16 protein-coding genes are annotated in these 21526 nt (G+C 59.6%); 6 read left to right on the plus strand and 10 right to left on the minus strand.

The window, feature by feature from the left end:
* Positions 1-557: 557 nt before the first annotated feature.
* Complete coding sequence (locus tag DDIC_RS02070; RefSeq protein WP_168732440.1) at positions 558-1337, minus strand: dienelactone hydrolase family protein; 780 nt, start codon at positions 1335-1337, stop codon at positions 558-560.
* Between the two features lie 447 nt (positions 1338-1784).
* Here DDIC_RS02070 and DDIC_RS02075 point away from each other — a divergent pair, with 447 nt between their 5' ends.
* Together DDIC_RS02075 and DDIC_RS02080 are read left to right on the plus strand one after the other, a co-directional pair.
* Positions 1785-3659: an ATP-binding cassette domain-containing protein gene (locus tag DDIC_RS02075; protein WP_136398913.1), complete on the plus strand. Its 1875-nt coding sequence runs from the start codon at positions 1785-1787 to the stop codon at positions 3657-3659.
* A gap of 444 nt (positions 3660-4103) precedes the next feature.
* Positions 4104-5834, plus strand: coding sequence for a bacteriohemerythrin (locus DDIC_RS02080; RefSeq protein ID WP_168732441.1), 1731 nt, complete (start codon positions 4104-4106; stop codon positions 5832-5834).
* A gap of 123 nt (positions 5835-5957) precedes the next feature.
* On the opposite strand, the gene DDIC_RS02085 is transcribed toward DDIC_RS02080, so the two are convergent.
* The 4 genes from DDIC_RS02085 to rdgB form a co-directional block, all read right to left on the minus strand.
* The gene (locus DDIC_RS02085) at positions 5958-7034 is read right to left on the minus strand and encodes a GGDEF domain-containing protein (protein ID WP_136398915.1); all 1077 of its coding nucleotides are present in this window, start codon (positions 7032-7034) and stop codon (positions 5958-5960) included.
* Between the two features lie 290 nt (positions 7035-7324).
* A complete protein-coding gene (fliS, locus tag DDIC_RS02090; RefSeq protein ID WP_136398916.1) occupies positions 7325-7972 on the minus strand; it encodes a flagellar export chaperone FliS in 648 nt (215 codons plus the stop codon).
* A 50-nt stretch (positions 7973-8022) separates the two neighbouring features.
* The gene (gene fliD / locus DDIC_RS02095; RefSeq protein ID WP_136398917.1) at positions 8023-11112 is read right to left on the minus strand and encodes a flagellar filament capping protein FliD; all 3090 of its coding nucleotides are present in this window, start codon (positions 11110-11112) and stop codon (positions 8023-8025) included.
* 558 nt (positions 11113-11670) lie between these two features.
* Positions 11671-12300, minus strand: coding sequence for an RdgB/HAM1 family non-canonical purine NTP pyrophosphatase (gene rdgB / locus DDIC_RS02100; protein WP_136398918.1), 630 nt, complete (start codon positions 12298-12300; stop codon positions 11671-11673).
* 197 nt (positions 12301-12497) lie between these two features.
* Between rdgB and DDIC_RS02105 the strand changes: the two genes are divergently transcribed.
* From DDIC_RS02105 to DDIC_RS02120, 4 genes are all read left to right on the plus strand, one after another.
* On the plus strand, positions 12498-13559 hold the full coding sequence (locus tag DDIC_RS02105) for an N-acetylneuraminate synthase family protein (protein WP_136398919.1): 1062 nt from the start codon (positions 12498-12500) through the stop codon (positions 13557-13559).
* Between the two features lie 2 nt (positions 13560-13561).
* Positions 13562-15289: an LIC12162 family transferase gene (locus tag DDIC_RS02110; protein ID WP_136398920.1), complete on the plus strand. Its 1728-nt coding sequence runs from the start codon at positions 13562-13564 to the stop codon at positions 15287-15289.
* A gap of 3 nt (positions 15290-15292) precedes the next feature.
* Positions 15293-16336: a tetratricopeptide repeat protein gene (locus DDIC_RS02115; RefSeq protein WP_136398921.1), complete on the plus strand. Its 1044-nt coding sequence runs from the start codon at positions 15293-15295 to the stop codon at positions 16334-16336.
* Positions 16337-16438: 102 nt separating this feature from the next.
* Positions 16439-17488 (plus strand): GlxA family transcriptional regulator, encoded by a 1050-nt coding sequence (locus DDIC_RS02120; protein ID WP_247647519.1) that lies wholly within the window; start codon positions 16439-16441, stop codon positions 17486-17488.
* Positions 17489-17593: 105 nt separating this feature from the next.
* On the opposite strand, the gene speB is transcribed toward DDIC_RS02120, so the two are convergent.
* The 5 genes from speB to DDIC_RS02145 all read right to left on the minus strand — a co-directional run bounded on the left by speB (position 17594) and on the right by DDIC_RS02145 (position 21409).
* The gene (gene speB, locus DDIC_RS02125) at positions 17594-18547 is read right to left on the minus strand and encodes an agmatinase (RefSeq protein ID WP_136398922.1); all 954 of its coding nucleotides are present in this window, start codon (positions 18545-18547) and stop codon (positions 17594-17596) included.
* Positions 18548-18652: 105 nt separating this feature from the next.
* On the minus strand, positions 18653-19252 hold the full coding sequence (locus DDIC_RS02130) for a DUF1989 domain-containing protein (protein WP_136398923.1): 600 nt from the start codon (positions 19250-19252) through the stop codon (positions 18653-18655).
* Positions 19253-19275: 23 nt separating this feature from the next.
* Positions 19276-20073: an amino acid ABC transporter ATP-binding protein gene (locus DDIC_RS02135; RefSeq protein ID WP_136398924.1), complete on the minus strand. Its 798-nt coding sequence runs from the start codon at positions 20071-20073 to the stop codon at positions 19276-19278.
* Between the two features lie 14 nt (positions 20074-20087).
* Positions 20088-20768: an amino acid ABC transporter permease gene (locus tag DDIC_RS02140; RefSeq protein WP_136398925.1), complete on the minus strand. Its 681-nt coding sequence runs from the start codon at positions 20766-20768 to the stop codon at positions 20088-20090.
* On the minus strand, positions 20768-21409 hold the full coding sequence (locus DDIC_RS02145; RefSeq protein ID WP_136398926.1) for an amino acid ABC transporter permease: 642 nt from the start codon (positions 21407-21409) through the stop codon (positions 20768-20770). Before DDIC_RS02145 ends, DDIC_RS02140 begins: the two co-directional genes overlap by 1 nt.
* Positions 21410-21526: the final 117 nt, after the last annotated feature.

The raw sequence follows: 21526 nt of genomic DNA on the forward strand, positions 1-21526 counted from the left end.
AGGCGCAGGGCTTGAACGATCACACAGATCAGCCATCGTCAAAATCCGGCTGCGCCGTCCCCCCGCAAGGGCATCGCTTACAAAATCCATCGTCTATTGCTCATCCGGGCCGCAGGGCCAGCCTGAACAGAAGTGGGTTCACTGCACGAACCATTCAACGGCAAAACTAAGGTGGACAGCTTTATGGCTATACCGTCTTTCTGGGGCAAGACAGAGGGGAACTTCCTCGGCTTGAATGCGATGCCGTCCAGCCACACCGCAAAAAGCGGCGGGCCGCTTTAACGGCAGTTCGCCGCTTTTCGTCTGTATGTGGCACAAATTCATTAACAAATGCCGCAGGGTATGAACCCCGGCGGGTTTGACCAGCGCAGTGTTTCAGGGGGCTGCATCATCCCTGATGGTTCGTCTGCGGGGTGGGTGCGGCACTACAGGTTAGGGTTGAAAAAGATGGCCTTAACCGGGCAGCCGTGTTGCTGGCGCGTTTACACTTCCATAAAAATGGAGATTCCCATTTCCTTCAAGGGGCACCTGTCAGATCAAGTCGAAACTAGTTCATATTATGGCAACGGCAACAGATCATGTCCCGTCAGCTGCGCCTGAAAAAATGCCAGAGTGCGCTGTTCCGCATCCGCGGCGGTCGCGCCGCCAAAGCCGTGCCCCGCGCCCGGGTATACCACCATCTCCGCTGATTGGCCCAGGCTGCGGGTCATGTCTACCAGTTCCTTGCCGCGCTCCATGGGCACGGTGGCGTCGGCGTCGCCGTGCAGTTCCAGCAGGGGCGGCATGTGGGCGGGGCTGCGTTTGTCGGGGCTGCGCGTTGGGGAAATGCCCCCGTAAAAAACCACCAGCGCCGAAACCCTGTCGTCCCTGCTGGCGACATCAGCGCCCAAAAAGCCCCCCTGCGAGTACCCCACCAAGCCAACGGCGCGAGTATTGCGGCCATCCGCGAGGATAGACGTGACCACATCGCTGACCATCAGCGACCATGCCATTATCCTTTTGGCAAAATTTGCGCGGCGCTGTTCAACAGTTTTAGCGCAGGCCGCATCCTGCCCGTTGTAGTAAGACAGCAGATATGCGTTGAAGCCCGCTCGCGCCAGGCTGGCCGCATTGCGTTCGTAAAACGTCCGAAATTTTTCTAGCCCCTGGCTGCCGTGCAGAATAACGACGGCAGCGTGCCGGCCTTGGTCGGCGGCAAAAAAAGCCTTAACCGCGACCGCCCCCTGAGACGTGGCTTGGGTGGTCTCGCGTATCTGTATGTCGGCAGCATGCGCCCGCACACTCCAGGCAAGGAAAACTGCCAGGCAAGACCAGCAAAAAATTTTGGCGCTGTGCATATTGCAGCTCGTGGATAAAAGGAAAATCATCGGGTTCATACCCCCGGTTACGCTCATCAGGCGCGCAGCACAAGGCAGGCAGGTAGCCCTGGGGCGCTCCAGGCAAGCCCTTGCGAGGCGTCGCACGGTGGCTGTCAGGACTTGTGCCTACCTGCCTGCAAAATTCTGCGCGCAGTATCGCGCAGAGCGCGCATAACGCTGTCTGCACGCTACCGCTGCATACCCCCCGCGCCGCCTCCCTGCCGCATCGGGTGCGTGCACTATCCCGTGTTTCTCGGCATTTTGCAGGCCCGTTGCGTCAGTTTCGTCGCTGGGGTAATGATACGCTTCTGCGGGGGCGTAGCGGCGGGCGTTGTAGCGCGCGGCGCGCAGCCCCCAGCGGATCGCACAGACAGCATCCGCAGGGTACGGCCCTCAGCGGACTCATATCAAGAGATGGAGAATATTTTGGCATTTTTGAGCATGCAGGGCGTAACCCTGAACCTCGGCGGCAAACCGCTGCTGGACGCGGCGGATCTATCGGTTGAAGTCGGCGACAGGCTCTGTCTGGTGGGCCGCAACGGCGCGGGAAAATCTTCGCTGCTGGCGTTGCTGGGCGGGCAAATGCCGCCCAATTCGGGTCTGATCATCCATCCGGGAACCCCCATCGGCCAGATGCCCCAGGATGTGCCCGAGCGCTGGCGCGGCACGGTATTTTCCCTTGTGGCCGAGGTGCTGGGCGAGGAGGGCAAAGCCCTTGCCGCCGCCCATGCAGGGTCGGAGCAGGGCATGGAGCTGACCAGCGGCTGGGAGCGTTACGGCGATGTGCTCGCCGTTATCAACCATCTGGGGCTGGACCCTGACGCCGATTTCACCTCGCTCTCGGGCGGCACCAAACGACGGGTGGCGCTGGCGCGGGCGCTCATATGCTCTGAAGACCTCATCCTTGACGAGCCCACCAACCATCTGGATATAGCCACCATCACCTGGCTGGAAGATTTTTTGCTGCGCAAGGCCCGTACGCTGATTTTTGTCAGCCATGACCGGGCCTTTGCCAGGCGTCTTGCCACTCGTGTGGTCGAGATCGACCGGGGCAAGCTGCACAATTATTCCTGCGGCTTTGACCGTTACCCCGAGCGGCGCGAGGAACGCCTTGCCGCCGAGGAGCGCGCCTTTGCCCTGCAGGATAAAAAGCTGGCGCAGGAAGAAATATGGATACGCCAGGGCATCAAGGCCCGGCGCACGCGCAACATGGGCCGGGTACGCGCCCTGGTGGCCCTGCGGGCAGAGCGCGCCGCGCGGCGCGACAAACAGGGCAATGTACGTATGGCCGCCCAGGAGGCCGGGCGCTCGGGCCAGCTGGTTATTGAGGCCGATGCCATTACAGTTGGGTATCCCGGCCAGCCGCCGCTTATCAGCAATTTTTCCACCATTATCCAGCGCGGCGACCGCGTGGGCCTCATAGGCGAAAACGGCACCGGCAAAACTTCGCTTCTGCGCGTGCTGCTGGGCGAGCAGCAGCCCATCGAAGGCACGGTGCGTCTGGGCACAAACCTCGAAGTCAGCTATTTTGACCAGCTGCGCCAAACCCTCGACCCTGAAGAAAGCGTCATGCACAGCGTAGCCGAGGGTAACGACGTGGTCACCGTTGGCGGCAACACCCGCCATGTTGCCGGGTATCTTCAGGATTTTCTCTTTACCCCGGACCGTCTCCGGTTGCCTACCAAGGTGCTGTCCGGCGGCGAGCGCAACAGGCTGCTGCTGGCCAAGCTTTTTACACGGCCCTCGAACGTGCTGGTGCTGGACGAACCCACCAACGATCTGGATGCGGAGACCCTCGAACTGCTGGAAGAACTGCTGTCAGACTATGCGGGTACGGTTATTGTGGTCAGCCACGACCGCAGTTTTTTGGACAACCTTGTGACCAGCGTGATAGCCCTTGAGGGCGACGGTATGGCGCACGAATACGTCGGAGCATACACAGACTGGCTGCGCCAGCGGGCCACGCCAGCACCAGAGCGCAAGGCGGAAGAAAAGCCCGTCAGGCAAAATCCGCGCCCCGTGGCAGACAAACCCCGCAGACGCAGCTTCAAGGAACAGCGGGAGTTTGAGCAGCTGGGCAAGGAACTGGAGGCCTTGCCGGAACGGCTGGACGCCCTGGAGCAGGAGCAGAAAAATCTTGAGGCCGCCCTTGCCGACCCGGAGCTTTTTGCCAGAGATCCTGAAGCCTTTAGCCGCACAACTGACCGTCTTGTGGCGCTCGAGGGCGAGCAAACCGAGCTGTTGCAGCGCTGGGAGAGTGTGGAGCAACGCCTGCAGGATCTGGGCGAGCTTGCCGGCTAGGGGCGAGAGCTTTTATTGCCGCTGCGGCGGCGTGATGAGGAGCGGCCCCCTATGGCGTCCGCTCCTCTTTTTTGGCAGGTTGATTTTGTTTGTCACGAAAAATATTTTTGCGGGTAATAATGGAAAATCCCAATCATCCGTTAAGTATTTGAGAGGTAGGGCTGCCAGCAGCGCGCGGCGTATCCGGGGGGCGGCAACGGGAGGTCGGTAACCATGCGGCGGCATGTGCAGTGTACGAAGTCGAGGGCCAGTTAGGGGTCACGCCCTCTGCCTCAAGGCCTGGGGCAACCAGCAGGCGTAGACCAGCAGATTTTATGCGTTCAAAGAAAGAATGATTTTTAGCCACTGCAACGCTGTTCGGAACGTGTCAGGCCTGGCGCGGCGCCGGGTATGAAAAGACGCAGATATGGAAGTGGCGCATCTGAGCACACTATGGGAGTGAGCATGTCCATCGAAGCAGGAACAAGCCTTAAAATCCGTTTGTTCGCCTCAGCTGCCGTACTGATGTGCGGGGGCGCGGCATCATTCACCTACGGCGTTATTTCAGATGCCTCCTTGCTGGTGCATGGCGCGCTGTTCTGCATTGCGGCATTGGCGGGCGTTTTTCTTTTGTGGACAGTCTACAGTCAGTTGCTGCTGCCCTTGCGCACCATCCGCAATTATGCGCGGGATGTGGCGGCGGGGGGCGCAGCGGCCTGCCCGCGCGACGCCATGCCCAAGGAATATTCCGACCTGCGCGACAGCATCTGCTCCATGGTCGCAACCCTGGCGCAGGCCCTTGCAGATGCCCGCCGCAAGGGCGACGAGGCCGAGCGGCTCGCCGCCGACAGCAATCAGGCGTTGCAGGAAAGCCGGGCGGCGGAATCCCAGATCAGGCAGCTGCTCAACGACATGAACGTTGCCTCGCAAAAAGCGGCGACGGCCTCGGCCAGCATCTTTGCGGGCATTCGCGAGCTTGGCCAGAACATGGAAAACGTGGACCACGACGTGGTGCTGCAGCGCGAGCGTATGCAGGAGGCCTCGCAGGCCGTTGAGCAGATCAATAACGCCATCCAGAACATTGCGCTCAATACGGGCAAGGCCGCTGAAGATGCGGAAATGGCCCGGAAGGGCGCTGTCGCCGGGGCGCAGGGCGTGCGGGGCGCAGTGACTTCCATCGAGCAGGTCAAGGGGCGTATTCTGTCGCTCAAAGAGACCATGGCCAGCCTGGGTCAGCAGGCCGAGGGCATCGGGGCGGTGCTGGGGGTCATTACTGATATTGCCGACCAGACCAACCTGCTGGCGCTTAATGCTGCCATTGAGGCCGCCCGTGCGGGCGAGGCCGGGCGGGGCTTTGCCGTAGTTGCCGACGAGGTGCGCAAACTGGCGGAAAAAACCATGAACGCCACTCGCGAGGTTGGCGAGTCGCTGCGCAGCATTCAGGCCAAGGCCCGCGAAAATGTGCAGGCTGTTGACGCCGCAGCGCAGGATATTGTCAGCAGTGCGGGCACGGCCGAACAGGCCGCCGAAGATGTTAACCGTATCGCTGAATTTGTGCAGCAGGCCGCCAACGAGGTCTCCGCTATCGCCGAAGCCAGCAATGCGCAAACCACCGCCAGCGAGCAGGTGCGACGCGGCGTCACAGAAGTCAACGCCGTTGCGGCGGAAACAGCCGATCACGTCAACCGCTCCATCCATGTGCTGGTGGAAATATCGGGCCAGGCGGAAGAGCTGGACGCCATTATCGGGGCCATGGGCAAGGGCAGGTTGGGCGGCGTGGTCGATTCCGACCAGCTCATAAGCTGGACGGATGAGCTCTCTGTGGGCGTTGCGGTCATTGACGAGCAGCACAAGGGGCTTGTGACGCTGATTAACGAACTTAATGCCGCCATGCGGCAGCGCCGGTCTGATACCGTGCTGGCAGGCGTGCTCGACAGGCTGAAGCAGTACACCGTAAAGCATTTTGCCACTGAAGAAGAATTTTTTGACCGCTTTGGCTACCCTGACGCCCCCGCCCACAAAAAAGCCCACCGCGAGCTGGTGGAAAAAGTGCTGGCCTTTGAAAAAGAACTCAAATCGGGCCGTGCCAAGGTCACCATGGAGATCATGCGCTTTCTGAAAGACTGGCTGGTGGGGCACATCATGGGCACGGACAAACGCTACGGTCCCTTCCTGAACAGCAAGGGCGTGCGTTAGGGGCGCTGTTGCCGGTCGTGCGACCAGAGGCCCCGCCTGCACCGCTGCAGCATGCAAAAGAGCTGGACGCCATTGGGGGTCCAGCTCTTTTGCATTGCCGCGCAACCTCGCTGGCAGGGCGGATCAGGCCGCGTCGTCGTTTTCGTCGTCCAGGATCAGATACCGGTCGTTGGGCTTGAGCACAACGGCACGGGCGCGGGCCTTGCGCTTTGCGTGGTACAGCGCCCTGTCGGCCCGTTCAAAAAGCTGCTCGATGGTGCGGATCTGCGGCGACAGGTTGTCGAGCACGGATATGCCCGCGCTTACCGTGATGTGGAGGTTGTTTTTTTCAACGTTGCCTTCAGTATCGCGGATCAGCAGATTGAAATTTTTGATGGCATTGCAAAAGCGGTTTATGACGCCCCCCAGCGCATGCGCGTTGGGCCCGGAAATGACCATGGCAAATTCGTCGCCGCCAAAGCGGGCGGCCATGACCTCGGTCTCCTGCCCCAGTTCTTCTCTGGCCCGCTTGAGGTGCACGCCCACAACCTTCAGCACCTGGTCGCCGATGAGGTGGCCGTAGGTGTCGTTAAATGACTTGAAGTGGTCAATGTCAAACAGGGCCAGCGCAATGGGATGTCCCTCGCTTTGCCAGCGCGCGTCGGCGTTCTTCATGAACATGTCAAGGCTCAGTCGGTTGGCAAGCTCTGTCAGCGGGTCGATGAAGGCGAGATTTTCAAGATTGCAGATGTCTTCTTCAAAAAGAACCTTGACCCGGTGAAAGGCCGACTGAAGCTTTTCAAGCATCTCGGTGCTGTTGGCATTTTCAGCAACAATAGAAAGGCTCTCTGTTTCAAGGTGGGCTATGTCGCCATAGCGGGAAGAAAGCTTGCTGAAAAACTGGTCGATGACAGAGGAAGTCTCGTGAACCATGCTGTTAAGCTGATTTACGAGGGGCTTGCTGAATATCTCGCTGCATTTGCGGATTGTAGAAACAAGCTGATCGTCAGTATACTGCTTGTTTTTTAAAATCTCTGCCATCTGTGATAGAATGGCAATTTTTTGATCTTCATCAAGGTAATGATAGTCGTTCATTTCCCTGAAAAAAAGTAAAAGAGAGCGCCAGCGTGTTTCTGGTGGAACACCTGCCTTGTCAAACATCTCAAAGAGATTGAGGTAGGTGCTGGTGCAATGCGCTGAGGCTGTTGTTGATTTCGGCATGGCTGCGTTTGTTTGTATGGATGAAAATATGTAGAAGGGGTGCGGAATAGCCGTCCCGTTTTTTTCAATTCCGTGTGTAGTAACTTCTGTGCAACACCATGTCAAAGATTGTAATGATAGGTTTTCAGAAAATTAATTATCGGCGCTGCGTATGTATTCTCAAGGGTATTTTTAACCTGGCTATTTTTTAACGTAAAAGGCGGCGACATTATATGCCGCCGCCTTTTGCATCGCGCCTGGTTGCACTGCCGGTTATGGGCGGCAACCTTGCATAACTGCTGAAAAAAACGTCAGGGTTTGCCATAGCCCCCCGGCAGGCGGGGAGCAGGGGTAGCAGTCTGGGGCAGGGCCTGGTCAAATGACTGCACATGGGCGCGGGGCGCGTCCGCTGGCGCGGCATTGGGCTGGCCCGCTGGCGAAGCAGGACGCATGGCGCTGCGGCCATATGCCGCCTGGGCATGCGAACGCGGCACTGCGGTCATTGTCGGTTGAATGATGGGTTGGGCGGTTTTGGTCACCGAGCCCATGGGCTGCATGCGGCTGGCTATATCGTCTGCCGCCTTGCGGGCCTCGGGGGTTTCAATAATCTGGGCGTATGCGCCCCGCAGGCCGGAGAGTATGGATTCGACGCTGTTCAGCGAGTCCATATCCATCTTGAGGTTGGCCCGCAGCAACCGCGCAGTGCAGAGCAGGTACAGGTTGTTGAGGTTAACAGCCAGGCTGCCGCCCTTGTCCATGTTCAACGACGCGGCAAGCTCGTTGATGATATCGATGACCTTGGAAATAAGGATGCCTTTTCCCGCATAGTCATTGGCAAGCATCTTGGTGCGCGCCTGCTGGATAAACTGGAGAGCGCCGTCGTAGAGCATGAGCAAAAGCTGCCCCTGATCCGTTGTGCCTACCTTGGTCTGAAAATATGCTTGCGCCGCTTTGTTCATATATTGTCCTTATGACGGTGTTCGTTGGCGGTGTGCTGCAGGTTGCTGATTTAGCTGCTGCTAGTGGAGCTCTTCATGCTTGCGATCTGCGATGTCAGCTGATCTTTTTGCGTATTGTACTTCTTGAGCAGGGTTTCCAGATTGGCAAAATACGCCTTTTGCCGTGTTTCCCACTGCTCAAGGCGCGTCTGCTCCTGGGTAATTTTTTTGTCGATGTTGTCCATGATGGACTGATAGTTGCTTTTTAGAACCATCAGGGCGCCGTTTTGCGATTTAAGCGCAATGGCTGCCGCATTCTGGTCGTCCGTGCCGGTGGTGGTAACGTTTACATCCGTGTAGGTCAGCTCGCCCTTGAGGAAGGTGCTGACCGTCTGCACCAGGCCTTCCTTGATGCGGATCTGCCCGGAGTGGTCGCCAGCCGAGAGGTTGTCTATCTGCAGCGACAGACCGCGCGCATCGCCGGTGGCGACGCTGTAATAGTAGCCGGGCTGGCTGGTGTCGCGCGTGGCTTCCACGCCGCCCACCATGACTTTGGTTATGTTGCCCGATGCGTCCACCGAGTAGTTCACATCATATGTGCCGCCCTTGGTAATGCCAGAAATGTGGCTGCCATAGCGGAAGTCGGCGCTTGTGCTCGCACCCGTGCCGGACGAGCAGAAAAAATCCACCACATCCGACAGGTGGTTGTTGATCATGTTCTCGTAGTTGCTCTGGTCCATCTGTTGCAGTTCGGCAATGCCGGAAGACGGAGCAATTTGCAAGAGACCGTAGTTGGAGCTGGTCTGGTCGGTTTCAACCTTGATGCCCATGTTGGCCAGGTTGGCCAGCACGTCGCCCGACAGCACATCGCTGGCGGTTGTGCGGCTGGTAAAACCAGGAGGCGCGCTGTTGAGCATGGAGGTAAAGCGCGATTTGAACAGCTGCACGCCGTAGTTGCCCTGCAGCAGGCCGCCTTTTTCGGTGGTGAGCTGCGAGGTGCTGTAGTTGTCGCTGGTCTTCTTTTTGGGGTCGTTGGTGGTGACCGCCTTGTCAGGATCGTACTTGCTGGCTTCGTTGATGGTCATCAGGATGGAGTTGACCGAATCCAGAAAGCTCTGGATGGACTTTTCCACCGAGGTGATGTCCGTGCCGACCGAAAGAGTGGCGCTGCCCTTGTCCTGAATGGTAAAAACCACGCCCTCAAGGACGTCGCTGACGCTGTTGGTGGCGGATTCCATCTCCACCGGCCAGTTGTCCACAGTATATTTGGCGTTGGCCGCGCTGCGGATGTTCCAGTTGGAGGAGCTGGTAACCTGCCCGTCAATGTTCGGCCCGCTGAACGTATCGATATTGTTGAGCTTGAGGTAATAATTGCCCGTGGTGGGCAGCGTGCCTGTCTGCAGGTCGATGGTTGTCGTGCCGTCGGCGCTCACCAGCGAGCCGGTGAGGCCCTTGTTTTTGATGGCCGTGAGGATGTCGGTCATGCTGGAGCCGCCCGACAGCGTGATCGTTTGCGGGGTTGTGCTGGAGTTGGTCGTGTAGGTGTAGACCAGGTTTGGCGGCGTCTCCAGCGTATCGGTGGCCGTCATGTTGGTGATGGTGGTCGAGGCGTTTGTTTTGACGGTGACTGCATCCATGCCGCCGACAGAGCCGCCGGCGCTCATGTAAAAACTTTCGGTATTCGACAGGGTAACTGTATTGCCGCTGGCAGCGCCGTAGCTTGAGAGCTTGGTCAACAGATCCTGATAGGTCTGGTCCTGGGTGAGGCTGAAGCTCTGGGTGCTCCCGTTATGGTCTACAATGGTGTAGGTATAGCTTTTTGAGCTGTCGGCGCTGGTTCCGCCAAGCTTTTGGCTGAGCTTGGCGCTGTCAAAGGTAACGTCGGTGCTGGCGGTATAGCTTTGCGTGCCGGCGTTGCCCACGACCTTGGTGCCCATCATGGAGGCATCCGAGGTAACCGTGGAGGTTATTTTGCCAGAGTCGCTGCTGCTGTCGGCAAAGGTGAATGTCGCGCCGTTGACGTTGGAAAGGTTCAGGTCCCATCCGCCGCTGCTGTTATAGGTCATCTCGGCCGAGCTGGCCCCGGAGGCCTGCGCAATCTGCAGCGCGGCGTCCTTCATGGTGGTTCCGGCCTTGACGGTCAGCGTGCGTGTGCCGGTGGTTGCTCCGTCGTTCATGTTGAGCACCACGGTCATATCTGCGGCAAGGGTCGTGGTGGTCGGCGACGAACCCACCGTAAATTTGGTGACAGGAGTGCTGAAGGTGGTCTGCTTGTCCGCGTCGCGGCGGTACGCTGCCTTGACGTCGGTAAGCTGCAGGTTGCCCGAGCTGTCGACGCTGGCAATGTTGCGCCCCACCTGTGAATTAATGGCCGACGCAAGGTCGCTGTTGGTTTTGTTGCCGGCGATCTTGACCGAAAACGTGTTGCCGTCCTCCATGATGAGGTCGTAGGCAAAATTTGTGGGATCGGTAACGGAGCTGGACATGTCCAGCACGTTGTTGGATTTCCAGGTGGATGTGGCCCCTGTGGAGTTCATGCCCACAAGGTTTGAGCTGTGGATGACAAGCCCGTTGGCCGCGCCTGTGCTTTTGCCCGCAACCTGAAAGACATAGCCGGAGCTGGCCTGCACAATGCTGACCTTGATGCCGGGGTTGTCGGCGGCGTTGTTGATCATGCTTGCAAAGGAGTCGAGCGTGGTATTTGCCGGAACGGCCACGCTGTATTCCTTGCCCGCATATTCGTATGAAAAAGTCTGCGACGCACCGGAGGTGTTGATGATGTCGGTCTTGCTGCTGAAAACGTGCCCGGTATTGGCCCATATGGCGTTGCTGGCCACCTGGGTCACGTTGATGGTGTGCTGCACGTCGTCGGCTGCGGCGCTCGCGACAGCGGAAATGATGTTGCTGTCGCTGCTGGTCACATTTTTGGTGACAAAGCTGTTTTTGTTGGCCAGGTTGGCCAGCACGCTGCTGGCGGTGCTGACCTGGGTTATAACCTTGCCAAAAGCGTCATAGCGCAGCTTCCAGTCGCTTTTCCAGGCCTCCAGCTGGTTGAGTTGCGTGGACTCAACCTTCTTGAGGTTGGCAAGCACTGTGTCAAAGTTCGTATCCGAACCACTCAGGTTGGATATGGCATTTGAACCGGATATGCTGACTCCCATAATCGCCTCGCATGAAAGATGTGCAGCCCCTGCGCGATACTGTCGCGATCAGTGGGATCTGCCAGCCGCCGATGGTGTAAAAGCGGCAAGAGATGCCGAAAATCTGGCGGACATAAAAATTTTTGCAAGATGCGTGCAAACCGGCGGACTGTCAAAACCACAGTTTGGGGTAGCAAAAAAACATAAATAAATCGCACAATAGCGAGCGCCTTCATGCACTGCGTCGGTGTGCCGAGCGCTCAGGGGCGTGCGAACGCTTTTTGCTGTCCTGGGGGCAGTTTTTGCCCCCGCGCCGGGTGCAGGGCGGCTGACGCCCTGTAAGATCCTTAACGGAACACAGCAAAAAAAGTTTAGACAACCCGCCAGCCAATAGATGACGCGGAAGGGTAAACGCGGGGAGGCGGGCGGGCGTAGGCGAAAACCGCCAGGGTGTTGTGTCGGAGCCTTGCGGCAGGGCAGACTGCCAGGGCAACACGTCAGGCAATCGGGGGCAGGCTGTTGAGGCGGGCGGGTCTGCGACAGGCAGGTAACCTCCCCGCCCGCCGCAGCGCCAGCATGCTATTGCATAAATTCAGTCCAGCGGGCCAGCAGAGCGCGCAGGGCGTTGCCGCGATGGCTGCGGGAGTTTTTTTCGTCCCTTGTCAGCTCCGCTGCGGTTTTTCCAATAAGTTTGTCAAAAAAAAGAGGGTCATAACCAAAACCGTTGTCGCCTCGCCGGCTTTCAAGCAGCTGACCTTCCCAGGTGCCGCGCACGACCAGCTCCTTGCCGTCGGGTCTGACGGCGGCCATGCAGCTGACAAAGCGGCAGCCGCGCTTGTCCGCAGGCACATTGGCCATTTCGTGCAGCAGCTTGCGTATATTGCGGGCATCACGGCTTTCGCCGGGCTGGCTTTGCCAGTCGTCGGAATAGCGGGCGGAATAAACGCCGGGGGCCTTGGAGAGCGCGTCCACCTCAAGTCCGGAGTCGTCGGCAACGCTTACAAGGCCGGTCAGGGCCGCCACGGCCCGCGCCTTGATGAGGGCGTTTTCTTCAAAGGTGGTTCCGGTTTCTTCAATTTCGCCTATCTCGGGAAAGGACGAGAGGCCCAGAACCTCCACGCCAAACTCGGTCAGGGGGGCGGCCAGCTCGCGAACCTTGCCGGCGTTGTGTGTGGCCAGAACAATACGGAGAGCCTTGCTTTGCGACATGTATGCATCCTTTATGGGTTTGAGCAAACAAGATAGCCGCTGCCCGCCCGCAGGTAAAGCTGGCGAAGGCTGTTTTGTGCCTTGTTAAAATTATAAATTATACTGGCATGTTATAATAATGACCACCTCCCACGCTTTTCTTTTGCCGCATGCGGGAGTATAGTTTTCACCCATCATTCATCAGCGAGGAAATGAGCATGAAACTCATGGAAATATTTGACGTTCCCACCCAGGACACCCGCATCCCCGTGCCCTATGTCATTGCCGAGGCTGGCGTAAACCACGAGGGCAGCATGGATATTGCCCGTCGGCTGGTTGACGAAGCCGCCGAGGGCGGCGCGGACGCCATCAAGTTTCAGACCTACAAGGCAGGAACCCTGGCCTCCAAGGATTCGCCCGCGTACTGGGACACATCCAAGGAGCCGACCTCCAGCCAGTACGAGCTGTTCAAGAAGCACGACTCGTTCTGGAAAAACGAATTTGAAGCGCTCAAAAAGTATTGCGACGCCGCAGGCATTGCCTTTATGTCCACGCCCTTTGACGTTGAGTCTGCGCATTTTCTTAACGATCTCATGGACGTGTTCAAAATTTCCTCGTCAGACATCACCAACAAGCCTTTTATCCGCATACTGTGCGATTTTAAAAAGCCCATCATTATGTCCACCGGCGCGGCCCATTTGCATGAAATCGCCGAAGCTGTTGAGTGGATTGAAGAAAAAGGCAACAAGCTGGCCCTGCTGCACTGCGTGCTCAACTATCCCACTGCCGATGAAAACGCGGCCCTGGGCATGATACCCGCGCTCAAGCGGCATTTTCCGCAGCACACCATCGGCTACTCCGATCACACCCTGCCCAAGGACATGCACATACTGGAAACCGCGACCCTGCTTGGGGCGCGTATTCTTGAAAAGCATTTTTCGCACGACAAAACCCTGCCCGGCAACGACCATTACCACGCCATGGACAAGGAAGACCTCAAGCATTTTTACAAAAGGCTCAACGCAACCCTTGCCAGCGTTGGCGACATGGAGCTGCGCGCCCTGCCTGAAGAAGAACCCGCCCGCCAGCACGCCCGCCGCTCGCTGGTGACGGCCCGCGCCGTACCCGCCGGTCAGCCCCTTACTGCGGCCGACCTCACCTGGAAGCGCCCTGCCCACGGCATTTCACCCCGCAATTACGACGAGGTGCTGGGCATGCGCGCCCGCCGTGATCTGGCCGAAGACACCGTGCTTTCCTGGCCCGACCTCGACAGGGCCTGATCATGAGCAACGGGCGCGTAACCCTTGTTCTTGGGCGTATGCCCCTCAAGGCCGACCCCGCGCTTTTTCGCGCGGCCGGGCCTTGGTGTTTTGCCGAGCAGGAGGAGTTTTTTCCCGACTGGGACAAAACCTTTACCTTTGCTCCCGAACCGCTGGTGGACTTTGATTTGCAGTTGCGGGCCTGCAAGGAGGTCAAGGCCCTCTGCGCGGACATTCTGCCCCACATTGCAGACCGTCTGTGCCCGCATGCCCGCACACTGCCCGCCGCTTACTGGGAAACCCTGCTGACGCCATGGGCCATGAACGTCGCCAAGCAGGTGGTGGAGCGCTGGTGGCGGGTCAAGGCCATGGTGCAGAGCTGGGGGCAGGAGCCCCTGCACGTGCCCCTGCTGCCGAGGAACTGCTCCCTTACCTTTGCCACCGGGCCGGATTTTGTCCTGCACGGGGCACTGGGCCATTCATACAACCACTGGCTGTTTTCGCGCCTGCTGGAAGAGGTTTTTCCCGCTGCCTGGAGCATGGAGTACCTGCCTGCCGTGCAGAAAAGTTACGGTGAGCAGGAGCCGCTCTCCGGCAAGGAAAAACTGCGCGAGGTGCTGCGCAAGCTGATGCTGCGCCTGCCTTGCCCGCGTCTTAAGGGCATGAGCATCGGGCAGAGCCTGCGCTTTTCGCTGGCCTTGCTGCACCGCAGCAAGGGGCCGGACATGTCTCGTCCGCAGGTGGAGTACAGCAGCGCCGTCACGGGCATAGCCGCCGATTTCCCGGATAACTTTGCGCGTACCCTTGTGACCCTGTTTATGGCGTCGCTGCCGCAATTGCTGGCCAACCAGGTTCATCCCGCCAGGTTAACGCCTGATCCGCTGGGGCCGCGTCTGCGCGTGGCTAGCGTGATGGCTTACGAAGATGCCGCTTACCGGCAGTCGCTGGCCAGGTGGCGCGGTCGGGGCAACCGCCTGATGTATGTGCAGCACGGCAGCGACTATGGACAGGTGCGTTGCGTGTCCGACGTCGAGATGGTGGAATACAGCCAGCACGCCTTTGGAACCTGGGGCTGGAAAGAGCACAAGGGCAGCGCGGGCAATTTTGTGCCCCTGCCGTACCCGCAGCTGGATGGTCTGGAAGGCCGCTGGCAGGGACAGCAGGGCGAAAACCTGCTGTTTGTGGGTACGGAAATGCCCGCATTTCCCTACCGGCTGGACGCGCACCCCTCGCCCTTGCAGGTAGTGGAATACCGCAAGGACAAAGGACGTTTTTTTGCGGCGCTGGGGCGCGATGTGCAGGCCTGTTCGCTGTACCGTCCCTACTTCCCCGTGCCCGGTTCGCTGCGCGACGCCGACTGGGTGCTGGCGCGCTTCCCTCTGGTGCGCATGGCCACAGGCATGCTGTCAAAGCACCTGTACGCCTGCCGTCTGCTGGTGCTTGACCATAACGGAACCACCCTGCTGGAATCGCTGGTGGCCAATATTCCCATGGTGCTGTTTTGGCGGCGCGAGGCATGGGCGCTTACGAGCGATGCCACGGCGCTGCTGGACATGCTGGCCCAGGCGGGTATATGGCACGAGACGCCCCAAAAAGCCGCCGCCAAGGCCGCCGAAGTCTGGAAGGACCCGCTGGCCTGGTGGATGAGCGACAAAGTGCAGCAGGCGCGCCGGGCATACTGTGCGCAGCAGGCCCTGACCGTGCAGGGGGGCCCTAACCCTTACTGGCTGAAAATGCTGAAGAGTCTGTAACTCATGCAAGTTCGTGTTTTTTCGTTGTCGCTGTTGATGGCTGCGGTCTTTTGCTCGGTGCTGCTTGTGGGTGGCATGGCTTGGGCGGACGACGCCTCCACCCTGCGCGATGCGCAGGCCGCCCTGGACAAGGCCGACTATGATCAGGCCGTGCGCATCCTCAAGCCGTTGGTGGACAGCGGCAATGCCGAGGCCCTCTACGTCATGGGGCGCCTGATTCTTGAAGGAAAGGGCGTAAAGAAAAACAACACCCGCGCGGCGGAATTTTTCCGCCTTGCTGCGGAAAAGGGCGATGTCAGCGCCATGAATTCGTGGGCCACCTCGCTGGTTACCGGCGACGGCGTGCCCCGCAATTTTCACGAGGCCGCACGCTGGTTCCGCAAGGCCGCCGATCAGGGGCTGGCCATGGCCCAGTTCAATCTGGGCTATCTCTATGCTTACGGCAAGGGGCTGCCCAAGGACGAAAGCGCCGCCATCGACTGGTACACGCGCGCGGCCAATCAGGGCCTGGCCTCGGCGCAGTATTCGCTCGGCTGGACGTACATGAACGCCAAGGGCGAAAACCAGAGCGACACCAAGGCTGCCCACTGGTTTGAAAAGGCTGCGGAGCAGGACCACGCCAAGGCGCAGAACAACCTTGCCTACATGTACGCCGAGGGGCGCGGCTACGCCCAGGATCCGGCCAAGGCCGTGCAGTGGTACACTCGTGCCGCCGAACAGGGCTATTCCGAAGCGCAGTACAACCTTGGCTACATGTACGAACAGGGGCGGGGCATTGCCCAGGATTATACCCAGGCGGTGGACTGGTACCGCAAGGCTGCGGAGCAGAACGAAGCTGCCGCCCAGTACAGCCTTGGCCTCATGTACGAGCAGGGCACGGGCGTTCCGCGCAACCTGACCGAGGCCAACCGCTGGTACCAGCTGGCTGCCAAAAACGGCGACCCGGACGCCAAGGCCGCGTTGCGCAGCATGTCCACAAAGGCTCCTGCGTCAGCCAAGGCTGCCGCCAGCCCCACCAAGCAGACCCGCGAAAAAAAGAAGCAGTAACCGTCAGGGCTTTTTGCCCCGCATGCGGTTTGTCGGGCCGCCGGACATGCCTTGTTGGCGTGCCCGGCGGCTTTTGCTTTACGGAGCCGCAGGACTGGCCGTATGGATGCCCTTTGCGGACATGCTGGCATAAAAAGGCTGTTTATTGTCATTGCTGCCAGAGCGGGCATCTTTTACGCTGCCCGCATGAAGCAGAATCTTGTCATTTTTCTCTACCCCGGCATTGTCGCTCTGGACGTAACTGGCCCGCTGGAGGTGTTTGCGACGGCAACCCAACTGCTTAAGCTCGGCAACAGGCATAATGAGGGCTATATGCCGGCGTTTGCGGCCACCCGCTGCGGTTCCGTGCGTTCGGCTTCCGGTCTGAGCCTGATAGCGGAGGTGACGCTCGGGAGCACCCGCCCCGACATCCTGTTGGTGCCAGGCGGCCCGGATGCGGAATCCGCCGCTGAAGACCCTCAGGTGGGGCGGCAGGTGCGCGCGGCGGCAGCGCAGGCAAGCCGCATAGCGGGCGTGTGCACAGGGGCGTTTGTGCTGGCGGCCTGCGGTCTGCTGGACGGCAAAAGGGCCGCAACGCACTGGCTGGCTGCCTCCCGGCTGGCGGAGCGCTACCCGCAAATACAGGTGGAGGCTGACGCCATCTTTGTGCGCGACGGCAATACCTCGACCAGCGGGGGCGTAACGGCTGGCATAGATCTGGCGCTGGACATGGTGGAGGAGGACTACGGCGGCAGGCTGGCAGGGGATGTGGCGCGCATGCTGCTGCTGTACCGCCGCCGACCGGGCAACCAGAGCCAGTACAGCGCCGTGCTGGCGGCGCAGGCCCATGCGGGCAGGTTTGCCGGGCTTGTGCAGTGGATGGAGGCTAATATTGACGGCGACCTGACCGTTGAGCGGCTGGCCGAGGTTGCGCACATGAGCCCGAGGTCTTTTGCGCGGGTGTTTCCTGCTGAAACGGGCAGCAGCCCTGCGCGCTTTGTGGAAGGGCTGCGCCTTTCGCGGGCCCGCGAGCTTGTGGAGTCGGGCGTGGATTCGTTTGCCGAGGTGGCCAGACTGTCCGGCTTTGGCAGCGAGGACAGGTTGCGCAAAACTTTTGCGCGGCGGCTGGGGCTCAGCCCATACCAGTACCGTCGCCATTTTTTCAGAGGGTAGCTGGTTAGCGGTTTATCGCCCCGGCAGGGCAAAAAACAGCGGCGCAGTTCTGTGAGGGTTCGGAACGGCGCCGCTGAAGTGGTAGCGTGGTTGCGGGGCAGCCTGCTAGCGCAAGCCGCTTTTTTTCTGAAAGGCAAGGATGGACAAAAATTCAAAGCCGATGTTGGCGGCAAGATAGGCGGTCAGCTCGGCCTGATCAATGCCGGGCATGACCTCTACAATGTCAAACCCCACATAGTGCAGGTTTTTGAGCGCGCGCACGATGCTCAGCACCTCCCACGAGGTAAAACCGCCGACCTCGGGCGTGCCCGTGCCGGGGGCGTAGGCGGGGTCTACAAAATCAATGTCAAAGGTAAGGAACACCTTTGTGTCGCCTACCCTCTGCTTGATGGCTTCGACAACCGCGGGCAGGCCCATCTCGCGCATGACGTGCGCGGGCAGCACCTTGAAACCCAGATCAGCGGCAATCTTGAAGTCGTCCGGGTCGTAGAGCGAGCCGCGCATGCCCAGCTGGATGGAGGTTGCGGGGTCGATGAGCCCTTCTTCGAGAGCGCGGCGAAAGGGCGTGCCGTGGTTGTAGGGCTGGCCGAACACGGATTCGTTCAGGTCCAGGTGCGAGTCAAAGTGCAGCAGGCTTACCTTGCCGTGCCGGGCGGCAACGGCGCGCAGCTCGGCCAGGGTGATGGCGTGGTCGCCGCCAAGGCCCAGCGGTACAACGTCTGCGTCAAGCAGGGGTTGCATGAACTGGGTGATGGCCTCGTAGGACTGCTCGATATATCCGGGTATGATATTGACGTCGCCAAAGTCGCCGCCAGCCAGTTCGCCAAGAATATTGACCTCAAAGACGACGTTGTTGGGTTTGATCATGCTTGAGATGTGCCGGATGGCGGAGGGCCCGAAGCGCGAACCGGTGCGGTAGGAGCTGCCCGTGTCAAAAGGGATGCCAAAAACCGCAAAATCCATGCCCAGGGGGTCGTCCAGGCGCTGCATGCGCATAAAATTGCCGGTATTGCAAAATCGCGGGGATGAAGAAGCGCTGGGGGGCTGTTTGACAGACATATAAACCTCGATGGTTGGGCCGGTAAAACTCGGTCGATTTGGTTTGTGCCGTATTGCGGCGCAGAGGGGTGCCCTGGCGCGGGGGCGCCCCGGGCATGGACGCGGTCAGGCCGCGCAAACCCTGTATTGCACGTCCGAGGGCACGCAGTTTTTGCCGTTAATGGGCAAAATATCCTGCGGGCAGGCGGACATGACCACCACGCAGTCAAAGTGCGCCTCCAACAGCACATGGTCGCCCGGCTTGCTCAGGGGCGGCAGCCACCGGGCTGCGTTGTCCACAATGGGGGTGTTCATCCACAGGTTCAGCGGGCAGGGGCAAAAATTTACGTTTATGCCCACATTGCGCAGGGCCGCGTACATGTTGTCCGTGCAGTTGGCGTGGTAGCCCTGCACGCCAAGGCCCATGTAACGGTATATGTCGCAGGCGGCCATAAAGGTGTCGTGCGCGCCGTTGCTGGTGTCTTCGAGCATGGTGAGCACGGGGCGGCGGTAGTTGGTCACCAGCCTGTCGCCGGGGCCGGGGACGCCCTTGTTGAGGTCCGGGCGCACATGCTGCATGGACATGTATTCAAGCGGGTTGCGCAGGTTAAAGGCCCAGGTGTCCACCACCTGCTCGCCGGTGATGTTGACGATTTCAATGCGTTCTCCGGCGCGTACAACGGCGGCGTCGCCGCAGCGTCCTGGTATGGTGATGTATTGGCTCATGCGATGTTTTCTCCTGCCGCTGGTCAGGCGACCTGACCGTTGCGGTGCGTCCAGCTTTTTAAAAATGCCGCAAGCCGGGGGCTTTCGGGCGAATGAAAAAGTTTGTCGGGCGGCCCCTGCTCAACCACAGACCCGTCTTCCATAAACACGACCCGGTCGGCCACCTCGGCGGCAAAGCCCATCTCGTGGGTCACGATGAGCATGGTCATGCCGTCGCCAGCAAGGCTGCGCATAACCTGCAGCACATCGCCCACCAGCTCGGGGTCAAGGGCTGATGTCGGCTCGTCAAACAGCATGATGCGCGGCTCCATGGCGAGGGCACGGGCAATGGCTACCCGCTGCTGCTGCCCGCCGGAGAGCTTGGCCGGGTAACTGTGCGCCTTTTCCGCAAGGCCCACGCGTTCAAGGCATTCCATGCCCTTTTTTTCCGCCGTCGCGCGGGGCTTGCCCGCAACGGAAATGAGCGCCTCGGTGACGTTTTCCATTGCCGTCATGTGCGGCCACAGGTTGAAATGCTGAAAAACCATGCCCAGATCACGCCTGCTGTCGCGGATGCGCGCCTCGCCAGCCCGGCGGCGGGTGCCGTTGTATTGCATCTCGTAGCCCATCAGCGCGCCTTCAACCAAAATTTCGCCCTCGTCGTAGACTTCCAGAAAATTTACGCAGCGCAGCAGGGTGCTCTTGCCTGAACCCGAGGGGCCTATAAGACAGACGACCTCTCTGGGCATCACTTCCATATCTATGCCCTGAAGCACCTCATGTTGCCCATACCGCTTACGCACATCGCTGATCTTGATGGCCGGGGTGATTGTTTCTTCCATGGGCGTGTTCTCCTTTAGCGCGTCAGATGCCTGGTCAGGCGTGCTTCGGCCTTGCCGGACACGACGGCCACGGCCTCGGATATTATCCAGTAGAGCAGGGCCAGCAGGCAAAGCGGCATGACGATTTCAAAGCTGATGTTCATGATGCGGGTGGCTGTTTTGGTCAGCTCCGCCACCGTGATGATGGACAGCACGGCCGAATCCTTGATGAGCGTGATGATCTGGTTGACGGCGGGCGGCAGCACTATCTGCGCCATTTGCGGCAGCTCTATGCGCCACAGCCTGCGCCACGGGCGTATGCCCAGACAGTGGGCCGCCTCGCGTTGACCCTCGGGGATGGATTCAAACCCGGCGCGGAAGATTTCGCAAAAATACGCCGCCGCGTACAAGGACATGCCCAGCATGCCCGCTGGCTCAGCATCCAGCACTATGCCGACGCGTGGGCCGCCGTAATAGAGCAGGTAAAGCTGGATGAGCAGCGGCGTCCCGCGAAAAAATTCGACATAGCAGGCCACGGGTCTGCGCAGCCAGGGGCAGATGCGGCGGCCAAGCTCGGCGGCAAAGCCAAGAATCAGCCCACAGACAATGGCGACCAGGCTTATGCGAATGGTAACCCACAGGGCCGCGGCAAAATCCGCTCCGTTTTCAGCCAAAAAACTCTGCCAGCGCAGCAAAAAGGTTGTGAGTGCATCCATCAGTGCTTCCCCTTGAGGCGCTCGCCCAGGCGGGAGATGATCAGGCACAGGGCCAGATAGATAATGGCGGCGGCAAGATACACTTCCACTGGTTTGTAGGTTGTGGATACAAGCTGCTCGCTGCGGCGCATGAGTTCGGTGACGCCGATAACGGATATGAGCGAGGAGTTTTTGAACAGGATGATAAACTCGTTGACGAGCTCCGGCCCGGTCAGCGAGAGCACCTGCGGCAGCTGGATGCGCGTGAGGATGCGCATGCGGCTCAGGCCCAGAGCCTTGGCGGCCTCAATCTGCCCTGCTGGTATGGAATTGAAACCGCCACGGTATATCTCGGCCTGAAAGGCGCTGGTGTTGAGGCCAAGGGCCAGCACGGCGACCAGCAGCGAGGGAACTTCAATATTTACCGCAGAGGGCAGGTAGAACAGCAAAAACAGGATCACCAGCACGGGTATGCCCCGCAAAAAGCTGATGTACAGCCCCGCCGCCCGCACCAGCGGCCAGTATTGCGAGCGGCGCATCTGGCACACCGTAATGCCCAGGATAACGCCAAGCGATATCGCAGCCAGGGCCACAAAAACCGAAGTAATTGCGCCGTGGAGCAGCCCTGGCATTATGGAAAGGATAAATCCGACTTCGTTCATGGTAGCCTGCAGTGGGCGCGCCCACACTGTTGTCCGGTTTCAGCCGGTAGCGGCGCTTTGACGCCTACCCTGCACGGGTTGCTGCCTGCCTGAAGATAGACTGTTATGAGCAAATCG

Origin of the sequence: Desulfovibrio desulfuricans, assembly GCF_004801255.1 — a bacterium.
Taxonomy (GTDB): Bacteria; Desulfobacterota; Desulfovibrionia; order Desulfovibrionales; family Desulfovibrionaceae; genus Desulfovibrio; species Desulfovibrio desulfuricans_C.

Coding starts and splice junctions, on each gene's coding strand:
- rdgB (WP_136398918.1), bottom strand. CDS start 12,300: ATGTCGCAAAGCAAGGCTCTCCGTATTGTTCTGGCCACACACAACGCC.
- DDIC_RS02145 (WP_136398926.1), bottom strand. CDS start 21,409: ATGAACGAAGTCGGATTTATCCTTTCCATAATGCCAGGGCTGCTCCAC.
- fliD (WP_136398917.1), bottom strand. CDS start 11,112: ATGGGAGTCAGCATATCCGGTTCAAATGCCATATCCAACCTGAGTGGT.
- DDIC_RS02130 (WP_136398923.1), bottom strand. CDS start 19,252: ATGAGCCAATACATCACCATACCAGGACGCTGCGGCGACGCCGCCGTT.
- fliS (WP_136398916.1), bottom strand. CDS start 7,972: ATGAACAAAGCGGCGCAAGCATATTTTCAGACCAAGGTAGGCACAACG.
- DDIC_RS02105 (WP_136398919.1), top strand. CDS start 12,498: ATGAAACTCATGGAAATATTTGACGTTCCCACCCAGGACACCCGCATC.
- DDIC_RS02085 (WP_136398915.1), bottom strand. CDS start 7,034: ATGCCGAAATCAACAACAGCCTCAGCGCATTGCACCAGCACCTACCTC.
- speB (WP_136398922.1), bottom strand. CDS start 18,547: ATGTCTGTCAAACAGCCCCCCAGCGCTTCTTCATCCCCGCGATTTTGC.
- DDIC_RS02140 (WP_136398925.1), bottom strand. CDS start 20,768: ATGGATGCACTCACAACCTTTTTGCTGCGCTGGCAGAGTTTTTTGGCT.
- DDIC_RS02080 (WP_168732441.1), top strand. CDS start 4,104: ATGTCCATCGAAGCAGGAACAAGCCTTAAAATCCGTTTGTTCGCCTCA.
- DDIC_RS02115 (WP_136398921.1), top strand. CDS start 15,293: ATGCAAGTTCGTGTTTTTTCGTTGTCGCTGTTGATGGCTGCGGTCTTT.
- DDIC_RS02110 (WP_136398920.1), top strand. CDS start 13,562: ATGAGCAACGGGCGCGTAACCCTTGTTCTTGGGCGTATGCCCCTCAAG.
- DDIC_RS02120 (WP_247647519.1), top strand. CDS start 16,439: ATGGATGCCCTTTGCGGACATGCTGGCATAAAAAGGCTGTTTATTGTC.
- DDIC_RS02070 (WP_168732440.1), bottom strand. CDS start 1,337: ATGCACAGCGCCAAAATTTTTTGCTGGTCTTGCCTGGCAGTTTTCCTT.
- DDIC_RS02135 (WP_136398924.1), bottom strand. CDS start 20,073: ATGGAAGAAACAATCACCCCGGCCATCAAGATCAGCGATGTGCGTAAG.